Origin of the sequence: Caballeronia sp. RCC_10 (genome assembly GCF_041360715.1) — a bacterium.
Classification (GTDB): domain Bacteria; phylum Pseudomonadota; class Gammaproteobacteria; order Burkholderiales; family Burkholderiaceae; genus Caballeronia; species Caballeronia grimmiae.
Map to the genome: position 1 here is coordinate 560330 of NZ_JBFUPT010000002.1, position 18798 is coordinate 579127.

Genomic DNA, 18798 nt, shown 5'->3' on the forward strand with positions numbered 1-18798 from the left:
GAAGGCCGCTCAGACGGTGCGCTTGTATGCGCGCTTGACGCTGGCGGCTTTGTTTCGGCTATCCGTCGCCGCTCCGGCATCTTCCAGCGCGGTTTTCGACGTTTCGAGCAATGACAGGCCGCCGATCATCGCAAAGATCGATACCGCGATCAGATAGTACGCAGGCGACAGATTCGTCCCGGTGGAAGAGATGAGCCATGTGGCGACGAGCGGCGCGGTGCCGCCGAAGATCGTGTACGCAAGGTTGTAGGTGATGGCGGACGCGGTGTAGCGCGTCTTCGTCGCAAACACTTCCGACATGAGCGGCGCAGTCACGACGCCGGAAAGCACCGCGCCGATGGCCAGCAGCGCGACGCCCAACAAGGACTGCGACAGCACACCGGAGCCGCCCAGCGAGAATGCCGGATACACCGACGCGATGATGAAGATGCACGTAGTCGCGATCGTCGCGCGGCGGCCGACCAGATCGGAGAACAAGCCGGCGAGCGGGCACAGGGCCGCGGCGAAGAAGAGAGCGAGCACGGTCACGAGCAGCGACGTGCCGCGAGAGAGATGCCCGGCCACTTGCAGATAAGTCGCGAAGTACGTCGTGAACGTATAGAACGACAGCGCCGTCACGGACACGAACGCGCCGAGCTTCAGGATATTCCACGACTGCGAATGCAGGGTTTCCATCAGCGGCGCATGCGCGACTTCATGCTTCCCTTCGAGCGCCTTGAACGCGGGCGTTTCGTTGAGATTCACACGCAGATAGACGCCGATGAGACCGACCGGCGCGGCGATCAGGAACGGCACGCGCCAGCCCCAGTCGATCATCGCTTGCGACGACAGCGACGACTCCAGCAGATACGCGACCACGGCGGCACAGGCAAAAGACGAGAACGTCGATACCGGGACGAAACTGCCGAAGAACGCGCGGCGACGGCGCGGCGCATGTTCCATCACGTAAGCGCAAGCGCCCGCATATTCGCCCCCTGCGGAAAACCCTTGCACGCAGCGGATCACCGTCAGCAGCAGCGGCGCCCAGTAGCCGATAGTCGCGTATGTCGGAAGCAGGCCGATGAGCGTCGTCGATCCGGCCATTAGGAGAATCGTGAAAGCGAGGGTTCGCTTGCGGCCAATTCGATCGCCTACGATGCCGAAGAACAATCCGCCGAGCGGCCGGAATGCGAATGCGACTGCGAAGACCGCAAATGTCTTCAGCAATCCGACCGTGGGGTCGCCGCTCGGAAAGAACTCGCGCGTCAGCATGGTGGCGAGAAATCCGTATGCGGCGAAGTCGAACCATTCGACGAAGTTGCCAATCGAGGCGGCGGCGATGACGCGTCGCAACGTTCCGGTGTCGACTTCCTGCGTGTGTTGCGCTGGCATGGTGCCTCTCCTCTTCAAGTGTCGGTGCCTTGCGGTGTCCAAACGAGAGTAGAGGCTCAAATTACCTAGGTCCATACGTGCCAATTACCTAGGTAATCGGCGCGGCGCCGGATGAATGAGCGGCGACGAAGGTGCGTCAATGGACGGCCTTCGGCCACTGCCGATTTCTTGTGTCGAATCGAATGGATTTCATCTCACTCAGAAATCACCCTACAACTCTTTTCATTTCTGTGAGAAATCGGTTCGAAAATCATCGAAGCGATAAAAAGTTGCGATTTAAACGATCCATGTTCGCGACTTATTCGCTCAGCGTGCCCTCTATATGGCATAGTCGCGACATCGTCATTAAATGGGAGAAAGACAATGGCAACGATTGATAGCCTGAACGCAAGGATTGCGAAGCTGCAGGCACAGGCTGAAGCGCTTAGAAAAAAGCAGTCGGCGGGCGTCATTTCGCGAATTCAGCGACTAATGAAGGAACACGGTTTAACCGTCGATGATCTCGGTCAAGGCATTCGAAACGAAACTCGAAGCGCTGAACCTAAAACCGAATCGACTGCTTCCGCGAAATATCGCGACCCGAAAAGCGGTGCTGAATGGAGCGGCCGCGGTCGCGCGCCGGGCTGGATTGCGAACGCAAAGAATCGGAATCGGTTTCTGATCGACGGTAATGCGGCGAGCGCAACGGTAACGACCAAGAAGGCGTCTGCTGCGGGCGGCAATTACGTGAGAGGCCCGCAGCCGGCGAAGTATCGCGATCCGAAGTCGGGCGCGACGTGGAGCGGCCGAGGCAAGGCGCCGGCGTGGCTGGCCAATGCGAGAGACAGAACCCGCTTTCTGATCGATGCGGCTCAAGCCGGCTCGGACGAGAAGTCCTCGAGCGATAAAGCCGCTACCGGAGGCGCTCGCAAGAATGCAACGGTGAAGGCTGCTTCGAAAAAGGCATCGAAGAAAGCGTCTGCTTCGGTGAATAAGCCTGTAAGCAAGAAGGCCGCTTCGAAAAAGGCCGCTTCGAAAAAGGCCGCTTCGAAAAAGGCCGCTTCGAAAAAGGCCGCGCCTGCCGCCGCGAAGAATAACGCGGGAGCATCCGGTGCCGACACGTCGGCGCTCGCAGCGTCGAATCAGGCTGTCTGATTTTGCCGGAGTAGCGCGCTGCGCCTGACGAGATCTTCGGCCGATCATTGATCCGGGTTGCCACTACGGATATCCTTGAATCGTTCGTCGTCGTTGAATGCGGGTCAACCCGGAGACAACCGTTTGATGAAGCGCGCTTTGGCTTTCTCCTGCATGATCGCCGTGAGCGCGATCATTTGCGGATGCAATAAGGATGGGTCCCGGAACGCGACTCAGGAATCCGGCGCTTCGGCGACTCAGGCGGCGCAGGCGGCGAGCGCGGCATCTGCCGCTGCCGCATCGAGCGTGCAGGAACGAGGTGCGTTGTCTGCCGTCGCCAAGGCGCAATTGCCGGCCGAAGCAGTGGAAACACTGCGTCTGATCAAGGCGGGCGGCCCCTTTCCTTTTGGCGAGGACGGCGTCCTGTTTCGCAACAGCTCGACATTGTTGCCGCAGCATCCTCGCGGCTACTACCATGCCTACACGGTGCGGACGCCCGGTTCGACAGATCGCGGGCAACGGCGCATTGTGTGTGGCGGGCCGCGCAAGCAGACGAGCGACTGCTATTACACCGACGATTATTACGTGACCTTCAAACGAATCGCGGAATGAGTTCGGGCGCTGAAACCGATTCGCTTGTCTGTAAGAGCGCGACTGACAAATCGCATTGCTTCGTCGCTGTGCGTTCTGTTCAGCGAAGTGTCATTTCTCCAACGTTCTGACGAGGCCGCCAGACTATCGCTTCTCATCAGCCATGAAACAACGTCTGCGGATGAAACTCGTGCAGAGAAAACAGCGACTGCGGCGCGCGGGCTGCAATCACGCTGTGAAAGATGGGCTGGGCGTGGCGGACGACTACAGGTCGAAACTCGTGGCGCTCTACTCGCAGCATGAAGCGTTGTTCAAGCGACTGGAGAACGCGAGCGTGGAGCGTCAGTAGCGGTCTGCTCACGCGTTCCGTCGACACGCCCTGAACGACGCCACGTCTCTCGTTTACGGCATCTTCGCGTCGAACTTGATGCGCCGGGACTGCCAGTTCTCATCGCCTCGACGCCGCCATCGCGTCCACACTCAACTTTCCTCTTCATCCGCCGATATTTCATCCAGTGGCCGAAAGGCCGACGAAAGATCGAGACGCACGCGTAATGCGAAGAGGACGGAGCAAATGAGAAGACTGAGTTTCAAGGCGACATTGTGGAGCACCGTCGGGTTCATCTGGGTGAGCCTGATCGTGCTGTCGCTATTGAGCGCGACGATGACCCGCACGATGATGATGCACGACCGCGAACGCGGCCTGGCCGAGCAAGTGCAATCGGCGGTGAGCGTCGTGAATCACTACGTCAAGCAGGCGCAAAGCGGCGCGATGTCGGAAGCCGATGCGAAACAGGCGGCCATCGCCCATTTGCGGCCCATTCGCTACGGTCAAAGCGGCTACATGCTGGTCGTCGATTCGAACATGCTGCAATTGCTGAACCCGATTCGCCCCGAGACCGAAAACAAGATCAACGATCTCGTCGACAAGACAGGCAAGCATTTCACCGCCGAAATCGTCAAGCACGGACTCGACGGCACGCACCTCACGAGCTATCTCTACCCGAAGCCGGGCGAAACCGAAGCGCTTCCGAAAAGCGCCTACGGTGAATACGTCCGCGCATGGGACTGGCATGTCTATACCGGCGCTTATGTCGATGACATCGATCGCGAGTTCGGCGTGCGGCTCATCGAGATGCTTGGAATCGTCGGCGTCGTCGGTGTATTGCTGACCGTGGCGATCGGCTGGATCATCCGTAACGTGCTCAGAAAACTGGGCGGCGATCCGCAAGACGTCGCCGAGGCATGCGAACGTATCGCAGCGGGCAACCTGACCGAATCGGTTCATGTTCCCGCCGGTTACGAGAAGAGCCTGATGGCGTCCGTGCGGGCGATGCAGGATCGCCTGCTCGACGCGATCGGCGCGGTCACGGCATCGGCGAAGGCCATTGCGAACGCGACCAATGAAATCGCCGCCGGAAACACGGACCTGTCCGCGCGCACGGAAGAGCAGGCCGCTTCGCTGCAAGAGACGGCGGCGAGCATGGAAGAACTGACTGGCACCGTGAAGCAGAACGCCGACAACGCGCGTCAGGCAAGCGGCCTCGCCGATAACGCGAGTGCGGTGGCGAACGAGGGCGCAGCCATCGTCGGCCAGGTGGTGGATACGATGGCCGGCATCCAGGAAAGCTCCGGCAGGATCGCGGATATCATCGGCATCATCGAAGGCATTGCTTTCCAGACCAACATTCTCGCCCTCAATGCAGCGGTGGAAGCCGCGCGGGCAGGCGAACAGGGCCGCGGCTTCGCCGTCGTGGCAAGCGAAGTGCGCAGCCTCGCGCAGCGCTCGTCGAGCGCGGCGAAAGAGATCAAGGCGCTGATCGACACATCGGGCGATCGCGTCGGCGCGGGCACGGAACTGGTCGCAAAGGCCGGCGATACGATGCGCGGCGTGCAGTCCGCGATCCAGCGCGTGACCGATATCATGGGTGAGATCGCGTCGGCATCGCATGAGCAGAGCCGGGGCATCGAGCAGGTGAATCAGGCCATCACGCAAATGGACGAGGTGACGCAGCAGAACGCCGCGCTCGTCGAACAGGCCGCAGCAGCAGCCGGCTCACTCGACGATCAGGCGAAACAGCTTCGTCAGGCGGTCGCGATTTTCCGAACGAACCGGGACAGTGCAGGCGTTGCGTCTGCCATCGAAAGCCAGCCCCGGCCGGCGACGATCAAACGCACGCAAAGCCGCACCGCGCCCGCAGCGCCGAAACGCGAGCCGGTGAAAGCCGCTGCCACGGCGATGGCAACCGCGTCGTCGGACAAGGACTGGGAGACTTTCTAAAGGCCGCCCGCGTCCGCGAGCGAGTGACTGCTGTGATAGTCTGGTCTGCCGCGCTGCATAGCCAGCGAGTGAGTTCGATGCAATAGCCCGAGCTGCACTCATTTGCTAACGCCGTGTGTCCTCACGAGGCGAGACATGAAGTATCTATCGCGCATTGCAGTCATGCTTGTGCTTATCGCATCAAGCCTGCGCGCGGACGCGCAGGGCATGCGTCTCACGGATGCGCAAAGGGTCGGCGTCTTCATCGTCGCCAATCAGGCGGAAGTCGCGGCGGGCGAGCTTGCGTTGCGTAGAACGCAGTCGCGAAGCGTGCAGAATTACGCGCGGCGAGTGATTGCCGAACATGACAGCATGAACCGTCAGGTGGCCGCCATGTTGCAGCAGCTTGGCGAACAGGCCCGGCCGAGCGCGATGAGTGAGTCGCTATCGCGGCAGATACGCGATGACCTTGCCGTGCTCGATGATGTGCAAGGCCGTGACTTCGACCTTGCGTATCTGGAACATGAAATCGCGTGGCATCAGCGATCGATCGCGGCGGTGGATGACTTCGTCCGCACGACGACGAGTGCGGACGTCAAGGCGCTGATGGCTGCGTCGCGGCCAGCCTGCATACTGCATCTCGATCAGGCGCAGCGGCTGGAGTGGGCGTTGCGTCGATGAGTCGATGCTTGCCGACGCGCGAGCCGCTTCTATTCCGCCGGCGCCACTGACGCACCTTCAATCCCGTGCCGCTTCAGCGCATCGGCGACGAAGCCCGACGCCTTCACGTCTTCCACGAATGCACGCAGTAAACCCGCTGCTGCTTCGCCACGGCTCTTGGGCGTGCCCATCGCTTGCCGGATGACCATGAAGCGCTCGCCAAGCAGCCGCAATCCCGTTGTGCGCGCGGCATCGGATTCCAGTTGCTGACGCACGCCCGCCGCCACATCCAGCCCTTGCTCGATGAACGTCTGCACGACCGCCTGCGATGTCGGCGCGCGCACGATCTCCGCATGCTTCAGTTCGCGCGTCAGAAAGAGATCGTAGGCGCTGCCTTTACCGACCGTTACGCGCACGCCTTCGCGGTCCACGTCCTCATTGCGCCGGATGCTCGACTCGTCGCGCACGAGATAGCAGCCTTCGATCAGCACATACGGCGCCGTGAACGCGATGCTTGCGCCGCGCGACGGATCGATCGCGAAGAAGCCAATATCCGCCTGTTCGTTCGCGACCGCTTCGACCGATTTGCTGGCGGTATCGAAGACGACGAGTTCGATATCGACGCCGAGCCGCCGTGCGAACTCACGCGCGAGATCGATCGATACGCCGAACGGCTCGCCCGTTTCCGCGTGCTTGTTCGCGAGAATCGGATTGCCGAGATTGATGGACGCCCGCAATTTGCCTTCAGGCGCAATCTTCCGAACGACGTCTTGATCGATATGCATGATGGTGTCGGTAAACGCTCAGGGTTTGGAAATCGGGAATGTCGATGCTGCATCGATCGATAAGACAGCAGCCGGCGTACGCGGTTCACGCGCTTGACTGAATCCACGACAGATCCTCATTCATTCCGATTTGAAAGGACGGCGAGCTTCATTGACGTCGAGAGCAACGGGAAATGTTAGTTTAAGCCCGCGCTTCTCCGTGCGACGACTCGGGGCCGGAACTGTCGCACGTGATGATGTTCGCGGGCGACAAAGCCGCGTTCAAGAAGTCGGGCAACCGAAAGTCAGGAATGAAGGCGCGTCGAACGGCGCGCCTTTTTCACTGATGCCGCCCGATGTTCTATCCTCTGTCATAGGAGCCGTCGAGTCCGAAACACGGAGGTGAGTGATGGCCTGCACTCAGCATGGCGCTGGCGGAGCCCTGCGTACCGTGAAGAATCTTCCGTGCCCGCCCGGTCTGCCCGTTCTTGGCAATCTCTTTCAGCTGGCGCCGCCGAAGCTGCATCTGACGCTCGAGCATTGGGCGAAGCGTTACGGGTCGCCTTATCGCGTGCAGCTCGGCCCGCTGCCGATCACCGTGTGGACGCAGGCAGACCTGTTCCAGACCGTGATGCGCGAGCGGCCTCATGTCTATCGACGCATCGCGCCGATGGAATCCGTGCTCGCGGAACTCGGCGGCAATGGCGTGTTTTCCGCTGAAGGCGCGGCGTGGGCGCCGCAGCGCCGGCTCGTGATGCACGCGCTGTCTCCATCGAACATCAAGTCGTTCTTCCCGGCGCTGGCCGCCATCACCGAGCGCTTTCTCGTCCGGCTGCGAGAGGCCGCGAACGCACACCGAACGCTCGAAATGACCGACGAGCTAAAACGCTACACGGTCGATGTGACGAGCACGCTCGCATTCGGTGAAGACCCGCACACGCTGGAACGGGATCGCGGCGTCATTCAGGAACACCTCGCGCTCATACCGCCTGCACTGATGCGGCGCGTCTCGGCGCTCTTTCCGTATTGGCGTTACTTCAGCCTTCCACAGGACAGGCGTCTTGCGCGTGCCATGGCAAGCGTGCACGAGTATGTCGATACGATGATCGAGCGAGCGCGCAGGCGCTTGTCCGCATGTCCCGGTGCGCCGCCCGGCAACCTGCTGGAAGCGATGTTGCTGTCCCATGACGACGACGGTTCCGCCGTCACCGACGAGCAGATCGCGGCCAACGTCCTGACCTTGCTCGTCGCGGGCGAGGATACGACAGCGAACGCCATCGCGTGGGCGCTGATGTACATCGCCACCGATCCCAACTTGCAGCGTCGCGTGTCCGACGAATCGTTCGATACGCTCGGCCATCGCAGGGTATGCCCGGACTTCGAGGCACTGAAGCGGCTCGATCTGTGCGAAGCGGTGTGCAGCGAAGCGCTGCGTCTGCGCCCCGTCGCCGCGATACAGACATTCGAGCCGCTAACGGACGTGAATGTCGGCGGCGTGCTCTTGCCACGCGGCACGCGCATGTTCTACCTCACGCGGCCTTGCATGCTCGACCCGAAAAACTTCGCGCAACCCGACGAGTTTCTTCCCGACCGTTGGCTGCAACATCGAACAGCAGCAAGCACAGCGCACGAACAAAAGGCTTACCTCTCGTTCGGCGCGGGTCCGCGCGTGTGTCCGGGGCGCTATCTGGCCGCCGTGGAAATGCGCCTCGTCATATCGATGATGACAAGGCACTTCAATATCGAACTCGCCACCGATCCCGCGACCATCAAGGAAGTATCGGCGTTCACGATGGTGCCGGACCGGATGCCGCTCACGCTCGCGGTGCGGTCATAACGCAATGTCGGCATGCGCCTGCAGTCGAGACGTTCATCCGCGCCACGCGGATTCGCGGATCACGGAGCAGAAGTTTCCCGGCCTGATTAGAGGCTCCTTGTCCGCGATGACATCGGCCTTCACGTTGCCGAAAGTCGTATCAGGCTTGTGTTTGATGCCGTCATAAAAAGCCTGAATGATGTCCTCCTTGAAATGCGCCGTGCGAGGGTGAGCGCCGACGACTGCGTTGCGTTCGGCGTCGCTGTATTGCGGGTACGTCAGACCGAGCACATCCATCTCGACACCGGCTGTCACGAGGGCGATCACCGGATGCATATGCTCGGGCACGCCTGGCGTCGTATGCAGAGCGATGGATGTCCACACGAGGTCGATATCCTCAGTGCTGATTCCCCGTTGCTTCAGGAAGTCACGTGCGGCGTTGGCGCCGTCCACTTCGAATCGCTGGTTCGTGCTGCTGTGCGACGGCATGAGGCCGATATCGTGGAACATCGCGCCGGCATAGAGCAATTCGGCGTCGAACGTAAGGCCGCGATGCTGTCCGGCCAGTGCGCCGAAGTAATACACGCGGCTCGAATGATTGAAGAGAAGTTCGGTCTCCGTGTCGCGAATGAATTCCGTGATTTCGCGGGCCAGCTTGCTATCGGGAATGGCAATGCCACTGACGCTTGCGCTCATGACGTTCTCCGGGAAAGGGTGAAAGCTCATTCTCGGACGTGATACGCTTGGCAACGACAGGCGGGAACCGTCGATTCCTGCCATTTCGCGCGACTTTCGGACCTGGAGTGAATCGGCGTGGCTAAAACGATTGCGATGCTGGCGATGCCCGGCGTGCAAATGCTGGACGTGTGCGGACCGCTCGATGTATTCGCGCAGGCGAATGTCGAAGCGGGCCGCATGGAATACGAACTGAAGATCGTAGGAACCAGGGCGGGTCAGTTGAGAAGCTCGTCCGGCGCCCGCCTGCTGCCGGACGAGGTAGCAGGCGACGCCTTCGTTTCCGCTCATACCTTGCTCGTCGCGGGCGCGCCGCATGCATCGACGATGACGCTACCGAGCACGCTGCGCACGTGGCTCAGAACCATGTCGAAGCGCTGCCGGCGCTTCGGCTCGGTATGTACCGGAGCCTTCATTCTCGCGGAGGCCGGCTTGCTGGAAGGACGGCGCATCACGACTCACTGGTCGTGCGTGGAAGAGTTATCGAGCCGGTACCCCGGCATCAGCGTCGAGCCTGACGCGCTGTATGTGCGGGACGGAAAAGTGCGAACGGCGGCCGGCGTGACGGCCGGACTCGATCTTGCGCTGGCGCTCGTCGAAGAAGATCTGGGACGCGAGGTCGCGATGCGTGTCGCCAGCCAGCTCGTCATGTTCTTCAAGCGTCCGGGCGGGCAGATGCAGTTCAGCCGTCAAGGACACGCGCAGCCAGCGGGCCGCTCGGTGTTGCAGGACGTGCAGCGCCTCGTCGCCGCGCGCCCCGATCTGGACCATAGCGTCGCGAGTCTCGCCGCGCGTGCGCGTCTGAGCCCACGGCACTTTGCGCGCCTGTTTCAGGCGGAAGTGGGCGTGACGCCGGCCGCATGGGTCGAATCGGCTCGCGTTGCGGCGGCGCGGGGCTTGATCGAGACGAGGGGCGATACGCCGAAGCAGGTCGCCGCCAAGTGCGGATTCGCTAACGCCGATGTGTTGCGGCGGAGCTTCGTCAAGCATGTCGGGGTGACGCCTTCGGAGTATCGAAAGCGCTTTGCGACGCGTGTCTGAGGCCCTATGAAATCGGCAGCGACGTATCGCGCTTGATTTCGCGCAACGACAGCATCGACTCGACGGCGGTTACACCGGGCAAGGTCCGCAAGACGTCGCGCATGAAGACGCCGTATTCGTCGAGATCGCGCACGACGATCTGCAAAAGGTAATCGGCCGTCCCCGACACGTTATGGCACGACACGATGCGCTCGATGCCCTGTACTTCGCGCTCGAAGCGGTCGGACAGTGCGCGATCGTGGACGCTGAAGCGCACCTGCGCGAAAGCGACGACGCCGAGTTCCAGCCGCCTGCGCGCGAGCACCGCTCGATAACCCTCGATGTAGCCTTCGCTCTCGAGGCGCTTCAGGCGTCGCGCACAGGGCGTCTCGCTGAGACCGACGCGCTCGGCGAGCTTGGCAATCGGGAGCCGTCCGTCCTTCTGAAGCGCTGCCAAAATGGCGCGGTCGATGCGGTCCAGTTCGAGCATCGGTTTCCTCCACACAATCCCGCAACGTTAGCGGAAAGCGCTTCGTTTTGCTCGGCAGGGCCCGCGTTTCGACGGAAAACCGCGCGAAACGAGTGGCACCATGATCGCAAATAATGGAGGAATCGATCATGGTCTCAATTCACGTACTCGGGCTTTTCATCGGCGCGCTCGCCGTCGTATATGCGCTTCCCGGACCCGATATGGCGCTCGTATTACAGGCCAGCGCTGGGCGAGGGTTCAGACAAGGCGTCGCCGTGGCCGGCGGTCTTGCGACGGCCCGCGCCGCGCATGTGACGCTTTCGGCATTGGGCGTGGCGGCGCTGTTGCGCAGCGCGCCCTGGCTCTATAACGGCGTGCGTATCGCGGGCGGTCTCTATCTGGCGTATGTCGCCGTGCAGATTCTTCGCGCGCCCGCTTTCGGCATGAAGGCGCCAGCACGCGAAGGCGCCGGGCCGTCGCTTTCGGGCGCCTATGCAAAAGGCGTCTTGGGCAATTTGCTGAACCCTAAAGCGCTTTTGTTCTGTTCGGTGCTTCTGCCGCAGTTCGTGGAACCCGTGGCCGGCGCGGTGTGGCCGCAGGTGATGGAGCTTGGCGTCGTGCTCGTCGTCGTGGGCGCGGCCTTCGACCTGACGCTTGCGGCCGGCGCGACGCGCCTCTCACGCTGGCTCACGCGTCACCCTCGCATGCAGCAAGTTCAGCGTTGGGCGTTTAGCGCGACCCTGCTTGCGTTCGCTGCGCGCCTGTCAATCGATTGAAGCTTCTTGCCGCGTGTCCATGATCTGAAGAATTTGCTTGTACTAGGGTATACGTAGGGTCTTAATTACCGCATTATTTTCGTAAAATCCAGGTAAAACATTCCAACATATCTGAGAGAGCGCGGTAATGGAAAGCGATTACGAAGTGCTGTACAAGGGCTGCACGCTGTCGCCACTCGCTGTTGAGGACGGTCCGTTTTACACGGCGATGCTCATCATGCGCACGGCCGACGGCGAAATGCGCGCGAGCGGCGCGCTCGGCCAGTTTGCATGCGCGTTATCTGCAAGACGTTACGCGCTTGCATACGGCATGGCAGACGTCGACCACCGCGAACCGCCGCTCCCGGACTGGCCACCGGTTCAGGCCAAAGCGGTAAAGGCTACCCATCGCGCAAGGGTTTGACCGGAAGCTCGAACAAGGCTTCCGCGTTACGGCGCGAGGGCGTACGCCACCTCGCTGTTCCAGTACGCGGGAAGCGCTTTATATGGGTTCGGCAGCGTGAACGAAGTGACGTACACGCTTCCGGCACCATGCGTTTTTGCATACGTCACCACGCGCGGCAATTGCGCGGCGCTCACGTTATAGACGATATGCACGAACCGGCTCTTCGGATAAGCCGCCTGCCATCCCATCGTCTGATAGTTCGCATAGCTCCTCGCATTGCTTTCGAACACGACGAATTGATCGGCAGTCGGCAAGCTCGCGTAAAGCTCGGGAATATTCGTACCCGGATTTCCGATGACCGTATATGTCGGCTTCAGCCCCTTGATGTAGTCGTAGACCGACTGATAAAACTGGATATGCGACGCCTCGTTGTCCGCCGTCATTTCGTCGATGAAGAATCCGTCGACCGCATATAGCGCGATATATCGATTGATGTCAGCCACGACCGCGGAAAGCGATCGCTTCGTGTAAGACGTCGATACATAGCCGATCACCTTGCCGCCCGCGGCGCGCAATCGTGCGATGGCGGCCGTGTAGTTCGGATCGGCGGTGACGCCCGGACCGCTATTGGGATTCAGAATCGCGGTGGTCGGTATCTTGCGCGCCGTTGCCGTGAGCGCGTCCCAGTTCGCAACGCCTTTCGCTGCATCGAAATAGGCAGGCACGACCAACGTAACCGGCGCGCTCGCCGTACTCGCCGTCGTGCCCGCGAGCGCAGCGCCGCTGAACGCGATCGACGACACCACTATGCTCGCCTTGATAAATTTCATTCGTCCTCCTTACGCCCGTCGTCGGAATCGTGTCGATTGGCCCGCCTAAGTGCGACGGGCAACTTTGTTATGCGTCGCCGGATTGCTCCCGCTTCGCCCGACGTATTAACGGCGTCGTGGTGCCGGTTCTTTAGTGCATCGGGCAATCCTTGGCGTCCATTTTATGCGCCGATTGCCCGATACGCCCTCGCGAAACAGCCTTCATCGGCGCGAGCAAGCGTCGCGCGCGCTCGACTTCCGCTCCGAGCTGCTCGATCAGCCATCGCGCGACGTGACGCGTGCCGTCCGGCGGATTCGACGAACGATATTCGAGCACGTAATGGCAGCCCGTTTCAATGTAGCGGTCCCATGCGGGAATCACCTTGCCCTCGTTGAGCGGCGCGGCGATAGCCAGCAGCCAGCCGAGCACGACGCCCTGGCCGAGCATCGCGCATTGCACGGCGAGACCCGGGTCCGTATGATGCACCGCCTCACCGATGCCTTTATCCGAAAGCCCCGTCGCGCGATGAAAATCCGCCCATGAATGCGTGGTCACATCGAGATGAATATAAGCATGACCTTCATGCGACTTCGGCGCATCGATCGGTCCGGATTCAGCTAGATAGTTCGGACTGCAAACGGGAACGATGATTTCGGGGCAAAGACACGAAGGATCGCTTTCCGAGCCAGGGCCGTGCAGCCGGATTCCGAGGTCCGCGTCTTCGAGCGGTCCGTACAGGCGGCCCGGCATGACCTGCAGACGCAGATTGATCGACGGAAAGCGCTTGCGAAAGTCCGCATAACGCGGCAGAAGCCATAAGGCGGCGAAACCGCTTGCGAGCGATAGCGTGACGATCTCGCCGCGCGCATGATCGCGCTTGAGTTGGTCGATGGTGTCGCCGATCTGACCGAAGCCGGATGCGACCGCACGTTGCAGCGTTGCGCCGCGATCCGTCAGGGTTAGCCCTAGCTTTGTGCGTTCGAAGAGCTTGAAGTCCAGCGCGTCTTCAAGACGCGCCACCATGCGGCTCACCGCGACGGGCGTCACGTTGAGTTCGCCCGCCGCTTTGGTGAAGCTCAGGAGCCGCGCGGATGTTTCGAATACGAGCAGTGCCTGAAGCGAAGGAAGTCGCAGACTCATACAACACCATGTTATGGGGCATGCATCGATTTGTAATTTGACGGACGATATTGGTCTTCTTACCTTGAGTCCGACGCTCAACTCATCTGGCAGGCCATGACACCCCACACCGATCACCGCGCCGCCGCACCCGCATCGTCGGACCCGTTGCTTCAGCCATTAACCCTCAGGCATCTCGTCCTCAAGAACCGTGTCATGAGCACGAGTCACGCGAGCCGCCTGACGCGCGATGAATTCCCGCAAGAGGTCTATCAACGGTATCACGAGGAAAAAGCGAAAGGGGGGCTTGCACTGACGATGTTCGGCGGTTCATCGAACGTCAGCATCGACAGTCCCAACACCTTCCAGCAGATCAACGTATCGACCGATGCCGTCGTGCCGCATCTGCGGCGCTTTGCCGATCGCATCCACACGCATGGCGCGGCGCTGATGTGCCAGATCACGCATCTGGGACGGCGCGGCGATGCCTACACGGAGCCGTGGCTGCCGATGATCGCACCATCGGCGGTGCGCGAAACGCTGCATCGTGCGATACCTCAGGCCATGCACGATGCCGACATCAAGCGCGTGATCCGCGACTTCGGCCTCGCGGCGAAGCGTTGCCGCGATGGCGGCCTCGATGGCATCGAAACGCATGCGGGCGGGCATCTCATCGGGCAGTTCATGGATCCGACCGTGAACCTGCGCACTGACAAATATGGCGGTTCGACCGCTAATCGCGTGCGCTTTGCGATCGAAGTCCATGAGGAGATATGCAAGCAGACGGGTGACGATTTCATCGTCGGCTTCCGCTTCGCGCTCGAAGACGGATGCAGCTTCGAAGAGGGGCTCGAGATGTCGCGCATTTTGCAGCGCACCGGGCTCTTCGATTTCTTCAACGTCACGTTCGGGCGCATGGACACCAAGATGTCGCTCGCGGTGAATTCCATGCCGGGCATGTTCGTGCCGTCCGCGCCGTGGCTGCCGAAAGCCGCAGCATTCAAGCGCGCAGTCGATTTGCCCGTGTTCCACGCGGCGAAGATCGCGGACCTCGCCACCGCGCGCTATGCGATCCGCGAAGGGCTGCTCGACATGGTCGGCATGACGCGCGCGCATATTGCGGAGCCGCATCTCGTGAAGCTCGTCGAAGCGGGCAAGGAAGACGAAGCGCGGCCTTGCGTCGGCGCATCGTTCTGCCGCAATTTCCGCGCGACCTGCATCCATAATCCGGCCACATCGCGCGAGACGTATCTCACGCATGACATTGCCGAGGCGGCGCAAAAGAAGCGGGTGCTGATCGTCGGCGCGGGACCGGCGGGTCTCGAAGCGGCGCGCATCAGCGCAAAACGCGGCCATGACGTGACCGTGCTCGAAGCCAATTCGACGGCGGGCGGACAGATGCTGCTCGCGGCGACGGGAAGCTGGCGGCGCGATCTCATCGGCATCGTGGACTGGCGCGTGTCGCAACTGGAACAACTCCGCGTCGAGGTACGCTACAACCACTATGCCGAACTGAGCGACGTGCTCAGTCACGGCGCGGATGCCGTCATCATCGCGACGGGCGGCCTGCCCGACCTCGATGCGTTGCCGGGCGGCGAACTCTGCAAGTCGGTGTTCGACGCGCTGACGGAAACGCTGCCGCGTGCCGGCAGCGTGCTCGTGTATGACGGCACGGGCCGGCACAACGCCTATCTGTGCGCCGAGCGGTATGTCGATGCGGGCCTCGACGTATCGCTTGCATTGATCGACAGCACGCCCGCGCAGGAAACGGGCGGACGCGGCGACGATCAGGCATGGATGCGCCACATCGCGCGGTGGGACGTGCCGGTGCGGACCAATGTCGAACTGGTCGAAGTCAGCGCGTCAGCGAGCGGCAAGCGACGCGCGGTGTTCCGCCATCATCTGACGAACGGGCTGGTCGAAGTGGAAGCGGATCATGTGGTCGTCGAGCGCGGCATGCTCGCCGTCGAAGACCTGTTCGAAGCCGCGCGCATGTATTCGGTCAACGACGGCTACACCGATCTCGAAGCCTTCGCGACAGCCAGGCCGCAGCCCGCCGCACAGGAAGGCGAGGCAGGGCAGTTCCATCTGTACCGCATCGGCGATGCAAGCGCATCGCGCGACATCCATACGGCCATCTACGACGCGTACCGGCTCTGCCTCGCGCTGTGACGGACGACCCATCCATCCGCATGACGACATCACCGAGCGAGGCTGCCCATGACATTGCCGAAAGACTTCGTTGTCGCCGATCCTTCCCGCCGCAAGGCGATCAAAACGCTGGCCGCCGCGGGCGCCGCGACGCTCGTTCTGCCGGGTGCATCGTCGCTTGCTTTCGCTGCAACGGAAGCCGCTCCGCAACGCGGCGGACGCATTCGCGTTGCGCTCGCGAATCAGTCGCTGATGGACTCGCTCGATCCCGCGAAGGGCACGCATACCGGCGACTATTCGCGCGCCTATATGTTCTATAGCGGCCTAACCGAACTCGACGCCGACTTCAAGACGCAGAACGCACTGGCCGAGAAGCTCGAATCCGACGACTTCGTGAAGTGGAACGTGACGCTCAGGCCCAACGTGCACTTTCACGACGGCAAGTCCTTCACTGCCGACGATGTCGTGTTCTCGCTGATGCGTCACAAGGACCCGGCGACGGCGTCGAAGGCGAAGTCCATCGCGGACGGCATCGCATCGGTGAAAGCGCCCGGACCGCTCAAGGTCGAGATCACGTTGACGGAGCCGAACGTCGATCTTCCCGCGCTGCTCGCAATCCCGCACTTCGTGATCGTCGCGGCGAACACGACGGACTTCTCGAAAGGCAACGGCACCGGCCCGTTCATCTGCAAGGAGTTCACGCCGGCGCAGCGCTGCATCGGCGTGCGCAATTCGAACTTCTGGAAGCCGGGGAAGCCCTATCTGGATGAAGTGGAAGTCATCGGCATTGGCGACGATGCCGCTCGCACCAACGCGCTGCTCGCGGGCGACGTGCAGCTCATTTCGCCGCTGCCCGCACGCGATGTCGACCGCATCAAGCAGACCGGCAAGGCGACCGTGCTCGAAAGTCCGGCGCAGCTTTATTCGGACCTCGCATTGCGGCAGGACATGCTTCCGACCAAAAGTACCGACTTCAACGAGGGCATCAAATATCTGCATGACCGGCAACGCATCGTGAACGTGATGCTGCGCGGCCACGGCACGCTCGCGAACGATCATCCGGTGCCGGAGTGGCATCCGTATTTCATGAAAGGATTGCCGCAGCGCGCTTATGACCCGGACAAGGCGCAGTTCCACTTCAAGAAGGCCGGCACGCAGAGCGCGCGGGCGGAAATCATCGCGCCGCCATCCGTGGAAACAGCGCTCGATTCCGCGATGCTCGTTCAGCAAGCGGCGAAACAGGCGGGCGTCGATATCAACGTGCGCCGTGTGCCCGCCGATGGTTACTGGAGCACGTACTGGATGAAGTACCCGATGACCTACGGTTCCATCCTGCCGCGCCCGACGCTCGATCTGCTGTACACGCAGTTCTTCCGCTCGAACGCGAACTGGAATGAATCGGGCTGGAAGAACGAGCAGTTCGATCAACTGCTGGTGCAGGCGCGCCGCGAGCGCGACGATGCGAAGCGCAAGCAGATTTACGGCGACATGCAGACCATCGTCTACGAGAAGAACAGTCTCGTGATACCCGCGTTCATCAACTTCATCGATGCGCAGAGTTCGACGCTGCGTGGCTTGAAGGGCAGTCCGTCGGGCCGCGTGATGGGTTATCGCTTTGCGGAATTCGCGTGGCTTGCGAAGGCGTGAGCATGCCTGGTCTTACCAGAGCGCCTGGCTCGTGAGGGCGAACTGCGTGAGCGATGCATCGGTGGATGGCGTGCCGTTCAGCGCCATCTGCTCGATGGTATCGACGAGCGGCAGCCCTTGTCCTTCGAGCCACGCTGAAAGCCCGTACCGCAGCGCGGTATCGACGCGCACGAACATGCCCGCGTTCAGCGCGAGCCAGTAGCTGATCAACGCTTTCGCGCGGCTTTGGTCCGGCGATTCGGGCGCGATCACCGGGCCGATCACGTGGCCATCGCCGAAACGCCGGAACAGCGCAAAGCCGATCAGTTCGCCGTCGCGGTCCAGCGCGATGCCGCTCGCGACATCGAGCAGATGCGGCATCACTTCGGTGCGATCCATGCCCGTCGCGCGGGTCGCGAGATCGGCGAGACGGGGCGTGTCCTTCGCGCCGATCGGGCGAAGCCGCTCGCCCGGCGGCAGCGAAACGAGCGGCGGCTGAAAGGCCGCGCCCTGATGCTGATGAATCGTATCGATGCGCGTGAAGCCGCGTTCCTCGCACAAGTGCCTGCCTTCATTGGATACATGGATGAGCAACATGCGCGAGGCGTGCGCCGCGATCAGGCGGTCGAGCAATGCACGCCCGATGCCCTGACGTTGATGCTCGGGCGACACGATGAACATGCCGAGCGTGGCGGCGCTTTCGCCGAACTGCCAGGCGAGCGCGGTGCCGACGAGCGCGCCTTGCGCATCGACGGCGGCGAAACCGCGGCCGAGACGTGCGGCGAAGCGCCAGTCGTCGGCCCGATGCCGCCATTTGACGGACATGGAAAGCGCATGCCCGGCGGGGATGTCGTCGAGCGTGAAAGCCCGGTATTCGACCACATCGCGATTGTTCGAGTCGGGCACGCCGGCCTCCTCATTTTGAAGACTATTACCGTGACTGTGACACCGCGCCGCGTGCATGGCTAGGACGATCTTCCTGTCCCCCATAGGCAATGGACCGCCGGATGTGGTGCAACGCAAAAGCAAAGGTTATCGCGCCGACAACGCGCGTGCTGTGCTGTATCGGCAATTTTGTCGGCGATTTATGCCGGGCCTCCGGTCCTACGATGATGTCATGCCAACGCAGCAT

General features: G+C 61.7%; 18 protein-coding genes and 1 pseudogene. 11 read left to right on the plus strand and 8 right to left on the minus strand.

Annotated elements, in window-relative coordinates:
- Positions 1-9: 9 nt before the first annotated feature.
- Positions 10-1371, minus strand: coding sequence for an MFS transporter (locus tag AB6804_RS07075; RefSeq protein WP_244797161.1), 1362 nt, complete (start codon positions 1369-1371; stop codon positions 10-12).
- Positions 1372-1842: 471 nt separating this feature from the next.
- Here AB6804_RS07075 and AB6804_RS07080 point away from each other — a divergent pair.
- Positions 1843-2202 (plus strand): annotated as a pseudogene (locus tag AB6804_RS07080) (H-NS family nucleoid-associated regulatory protein); the annotation flags it as partial.
- 20 nt (positions 2203-2222) lie between these two features.
- On the opposite strand, the gene AB6804_RS07085 reads toward AB6804_RS07080, so the two are convergent.
- Positions 2223-2471 (minus strand): hypothetical protein, encoded by a 249-nt coding sequence (locus AB6804_RS07085; protein ID WP_370885955.1) that lies wholly within the window; start codon positions 2469-2471, stop codon positions 2223-2225.
- Between the two features lie 160 nt (positions 2472-2631).
- Here AB6804_RS07085 and AB6804_RS07090 point away from each other — a divergent pair, with 160 nt between their 5' ends.
- The 4 genes from AB6804_RS07090 (at position 2632) to AB6804_RS07105 (ending at position 6016) form a co-directional block, all read left to right on the plus strand.
- Positions 2632-3096: a ribonuclease gene (locus AB6804_RS07090; protein ID WP_370885848.1), complete on the plus strand. Its 465-nt coding sequence runs from the start codon at positions 2632-2634 to the stop codon at positions 3094-3096.
- 169 nt (positions 3097-3265) lie between these two features.
- Complete coding sequence (locus AB6804_RS07095) at positions 3266-3424, plus strand: hypothetical protein (RefSeq protein WP_370885849.1); 159 nt, start codon at positions 3266-3268, stop codon at positions 3422-3424.
- Between the two features lie 225 nt (positions 3425-3649).
- On the plus strand, positions 3650-5356 hold the full coding sequence (locus AB6804_RS07100) for a methyl-accepting chemotaxis protein (RefSeq protein WP_370885850.1): 1707 nt from the start codon (positions 3650-3652) through the stop codon (positions 5354-5356).
- Between the two features lie 135 nt (positions 5357-5491).
- Positions 5492-6016, plus strand: a complete 525-nt coding sequence (locus tag AB6804_RS07105) for a DUF4142 domain-containing protein (protein ID WP_370885851.1) — start codon at positions 5492-5494, stop codon at positions 6014-6016.
- Between the two features lie 29 nt (positions 6017-6045).
- Here the strand turns inward: AB6804_RS07105 and AB6804_RS07110 are convergent, their stop codons facing one another.
- Positions 6046-6780: an ABC transporter substrate-binding protein gene (locus AB6804_RS07110; protein ID WP_370885852.1), complete on the minus strand. Its 735-nt coding sequence runs from the start codon at positions 6778-6780 to the stop codon at positions 6046-6048.
- Between the two features lie 430 nt (positions 6781-7210).
- Here AB6804_RS07110 and AB6804_RS07115 point away from each other — a divergent pair, with 430 nt between their 5' ends.
- A complete protein-coding gene (locus AB6804_RS07115; protein WP_370885853.1) occupies positions 7211-8596 on the plus strand; it encodes a cytochrome P450 in 1386 nt (461 codons plus the stop codon).
- 33 nt (positions 8597-8629) lie between these two features.
- Here the strand turns inward: AB6804_RS07115 and AB6804_RS07120 are convergent, their stop codons facing one another.
- Positions 8630-9271, minus strand: coding sequence for an HD domain-containing protein (locus tag AB6804_RS07120; RefSeq protein ID WP_370885854.1), 642 nt, complete (start codon positions 9269-9271; stop codon positions 8630-8632).
- Positions 9272-9388: 117 nt separating this feature from the next.
- Between AB6804_RS07120 and AB6804_RS07125 the strand changes: the two genes are divergently transcribed.
- Positions 9389-10351, plus strand: coding sequence for a GlxA family transcriptional regulator (locus tag AB6804_RS07125; protein WP_370885855.1), 963 nt, complete (start codon positions 9389-9391; stop codon positions 10349-10351).
- 4 nt (positions 10352-10355) lie between these two features.
- On the opposite strand, the gene AB6804_RS07130 is transcribed toward AB6804_RS07125, so the two are convergent.
- The gene (locus tag AB6804_RS07130; protein ID WP_370885856.1) at positions 10356-10820 is read right to left on the minus strand and encodes an Lrp/AsnC family transcriptional regulator; all 465 of its coding nucleotides are present in this window, start codon (positions 10818-10820) and stop codon (positions 10356-10358) included.
- 128 nt (positions 10821-10948) lie between these two features.
- Here AB6804_RS07130 and AB6804_RS07135 point away from each other — a divergent pair, with 128 nt between their 5' ends.
- On the plus strand, positions 10949-11575 hold the full coding sequence (locus AB6804_RS07135; protein ID WP_370885857.1) for a LysE family translocator: 627 nt from the start codon (positions 10949-10951) through the stop codon (positions 11573-11575).
- Between the two features lie 127 nt (positions 11576-11702).
- Positions 11703-11978, plus strand: a complete 276-nt coding sequence (locus tag AB6804_RS07140; protein WP_244797150.1) for a hypothetical protein — start codon at positions 11703-11705, stop codon at positions 11976-11978.
- A 26-nt stretch (positions 11979-12004) separates the two neighbouring features.
- Here the strand turns inward: AB6804_RS07140 and AB6804_RS07145 are convergent, their stop codons facing one another.
- On the minus strand, positions 12005-12790 hold the full coding sequence (locus AB6804_RS07145) for a spherulation-specific family 4 protein (protein ID WP_370885858.1): 786 nt from the start codon (positions 12788-12790) through the stop codon (positions 12005-12007).
- A gap of 130 nt (positions 12791-12920) precedes the next feature.
- Positions 12921-13910 (minus strand): LysR family transcriptional regulator, encoded by a 990-nt coding sequence (locus tag AB6804_RS07150; RefSeq protein WP_370885859.1) that lies wholly within the window; start codon positions 13908-13910, stop codon positions 12921-12923.
- A 96-nt stretch (positions 13911-14006) separates the two neighbouring features.
- On the opposite strand from AB6804_RS07150, the gene AB6804_RS07155 reads away from it, so the two are divergent.
- Positions 14007-16061, plus strand: a complete 2055-nt coding sequence (locus AB6804_RS07155) for an FAD-dependent oxidoreductase (RefSeq protein ID WP_370885860.1) — start codon at positions 14007-14009, stop codon at positions 16059-16061.
- A gap of 48 nt (positions 16062-16109) precedes the next feature.
- Positions 16110-17687 carry an ABC transporter substrate-binding protein gene (locus AB6804_RS07160; protein WP_370885861.1) on the plus strand — a complete coding sequence of 526 codons (1578 nt, stop codon included), beginning with the start codon at positions 16110-16112 and terminating at the stop codon, positions 17685-17687.
- Positions 17688-17699: 12 nt separating this feature from the next.
- Here AB6804_RS07160 and AB6804_RS07165 read toward each other — a convergent pair whose 3' ends face one another.
- Positions 17700-18572 (minus strand): GNAT family N-acetyltransferase, encoded by an 873-nt coding sequence (locus AB6804_RS07165; protein ID WP_370885862.1) that lies wholly within the window; start codon positions 18570-18572, stop codon positions 17700-17702.
- Positions 18573-18798: the final 226 nt, after the last annotated feature.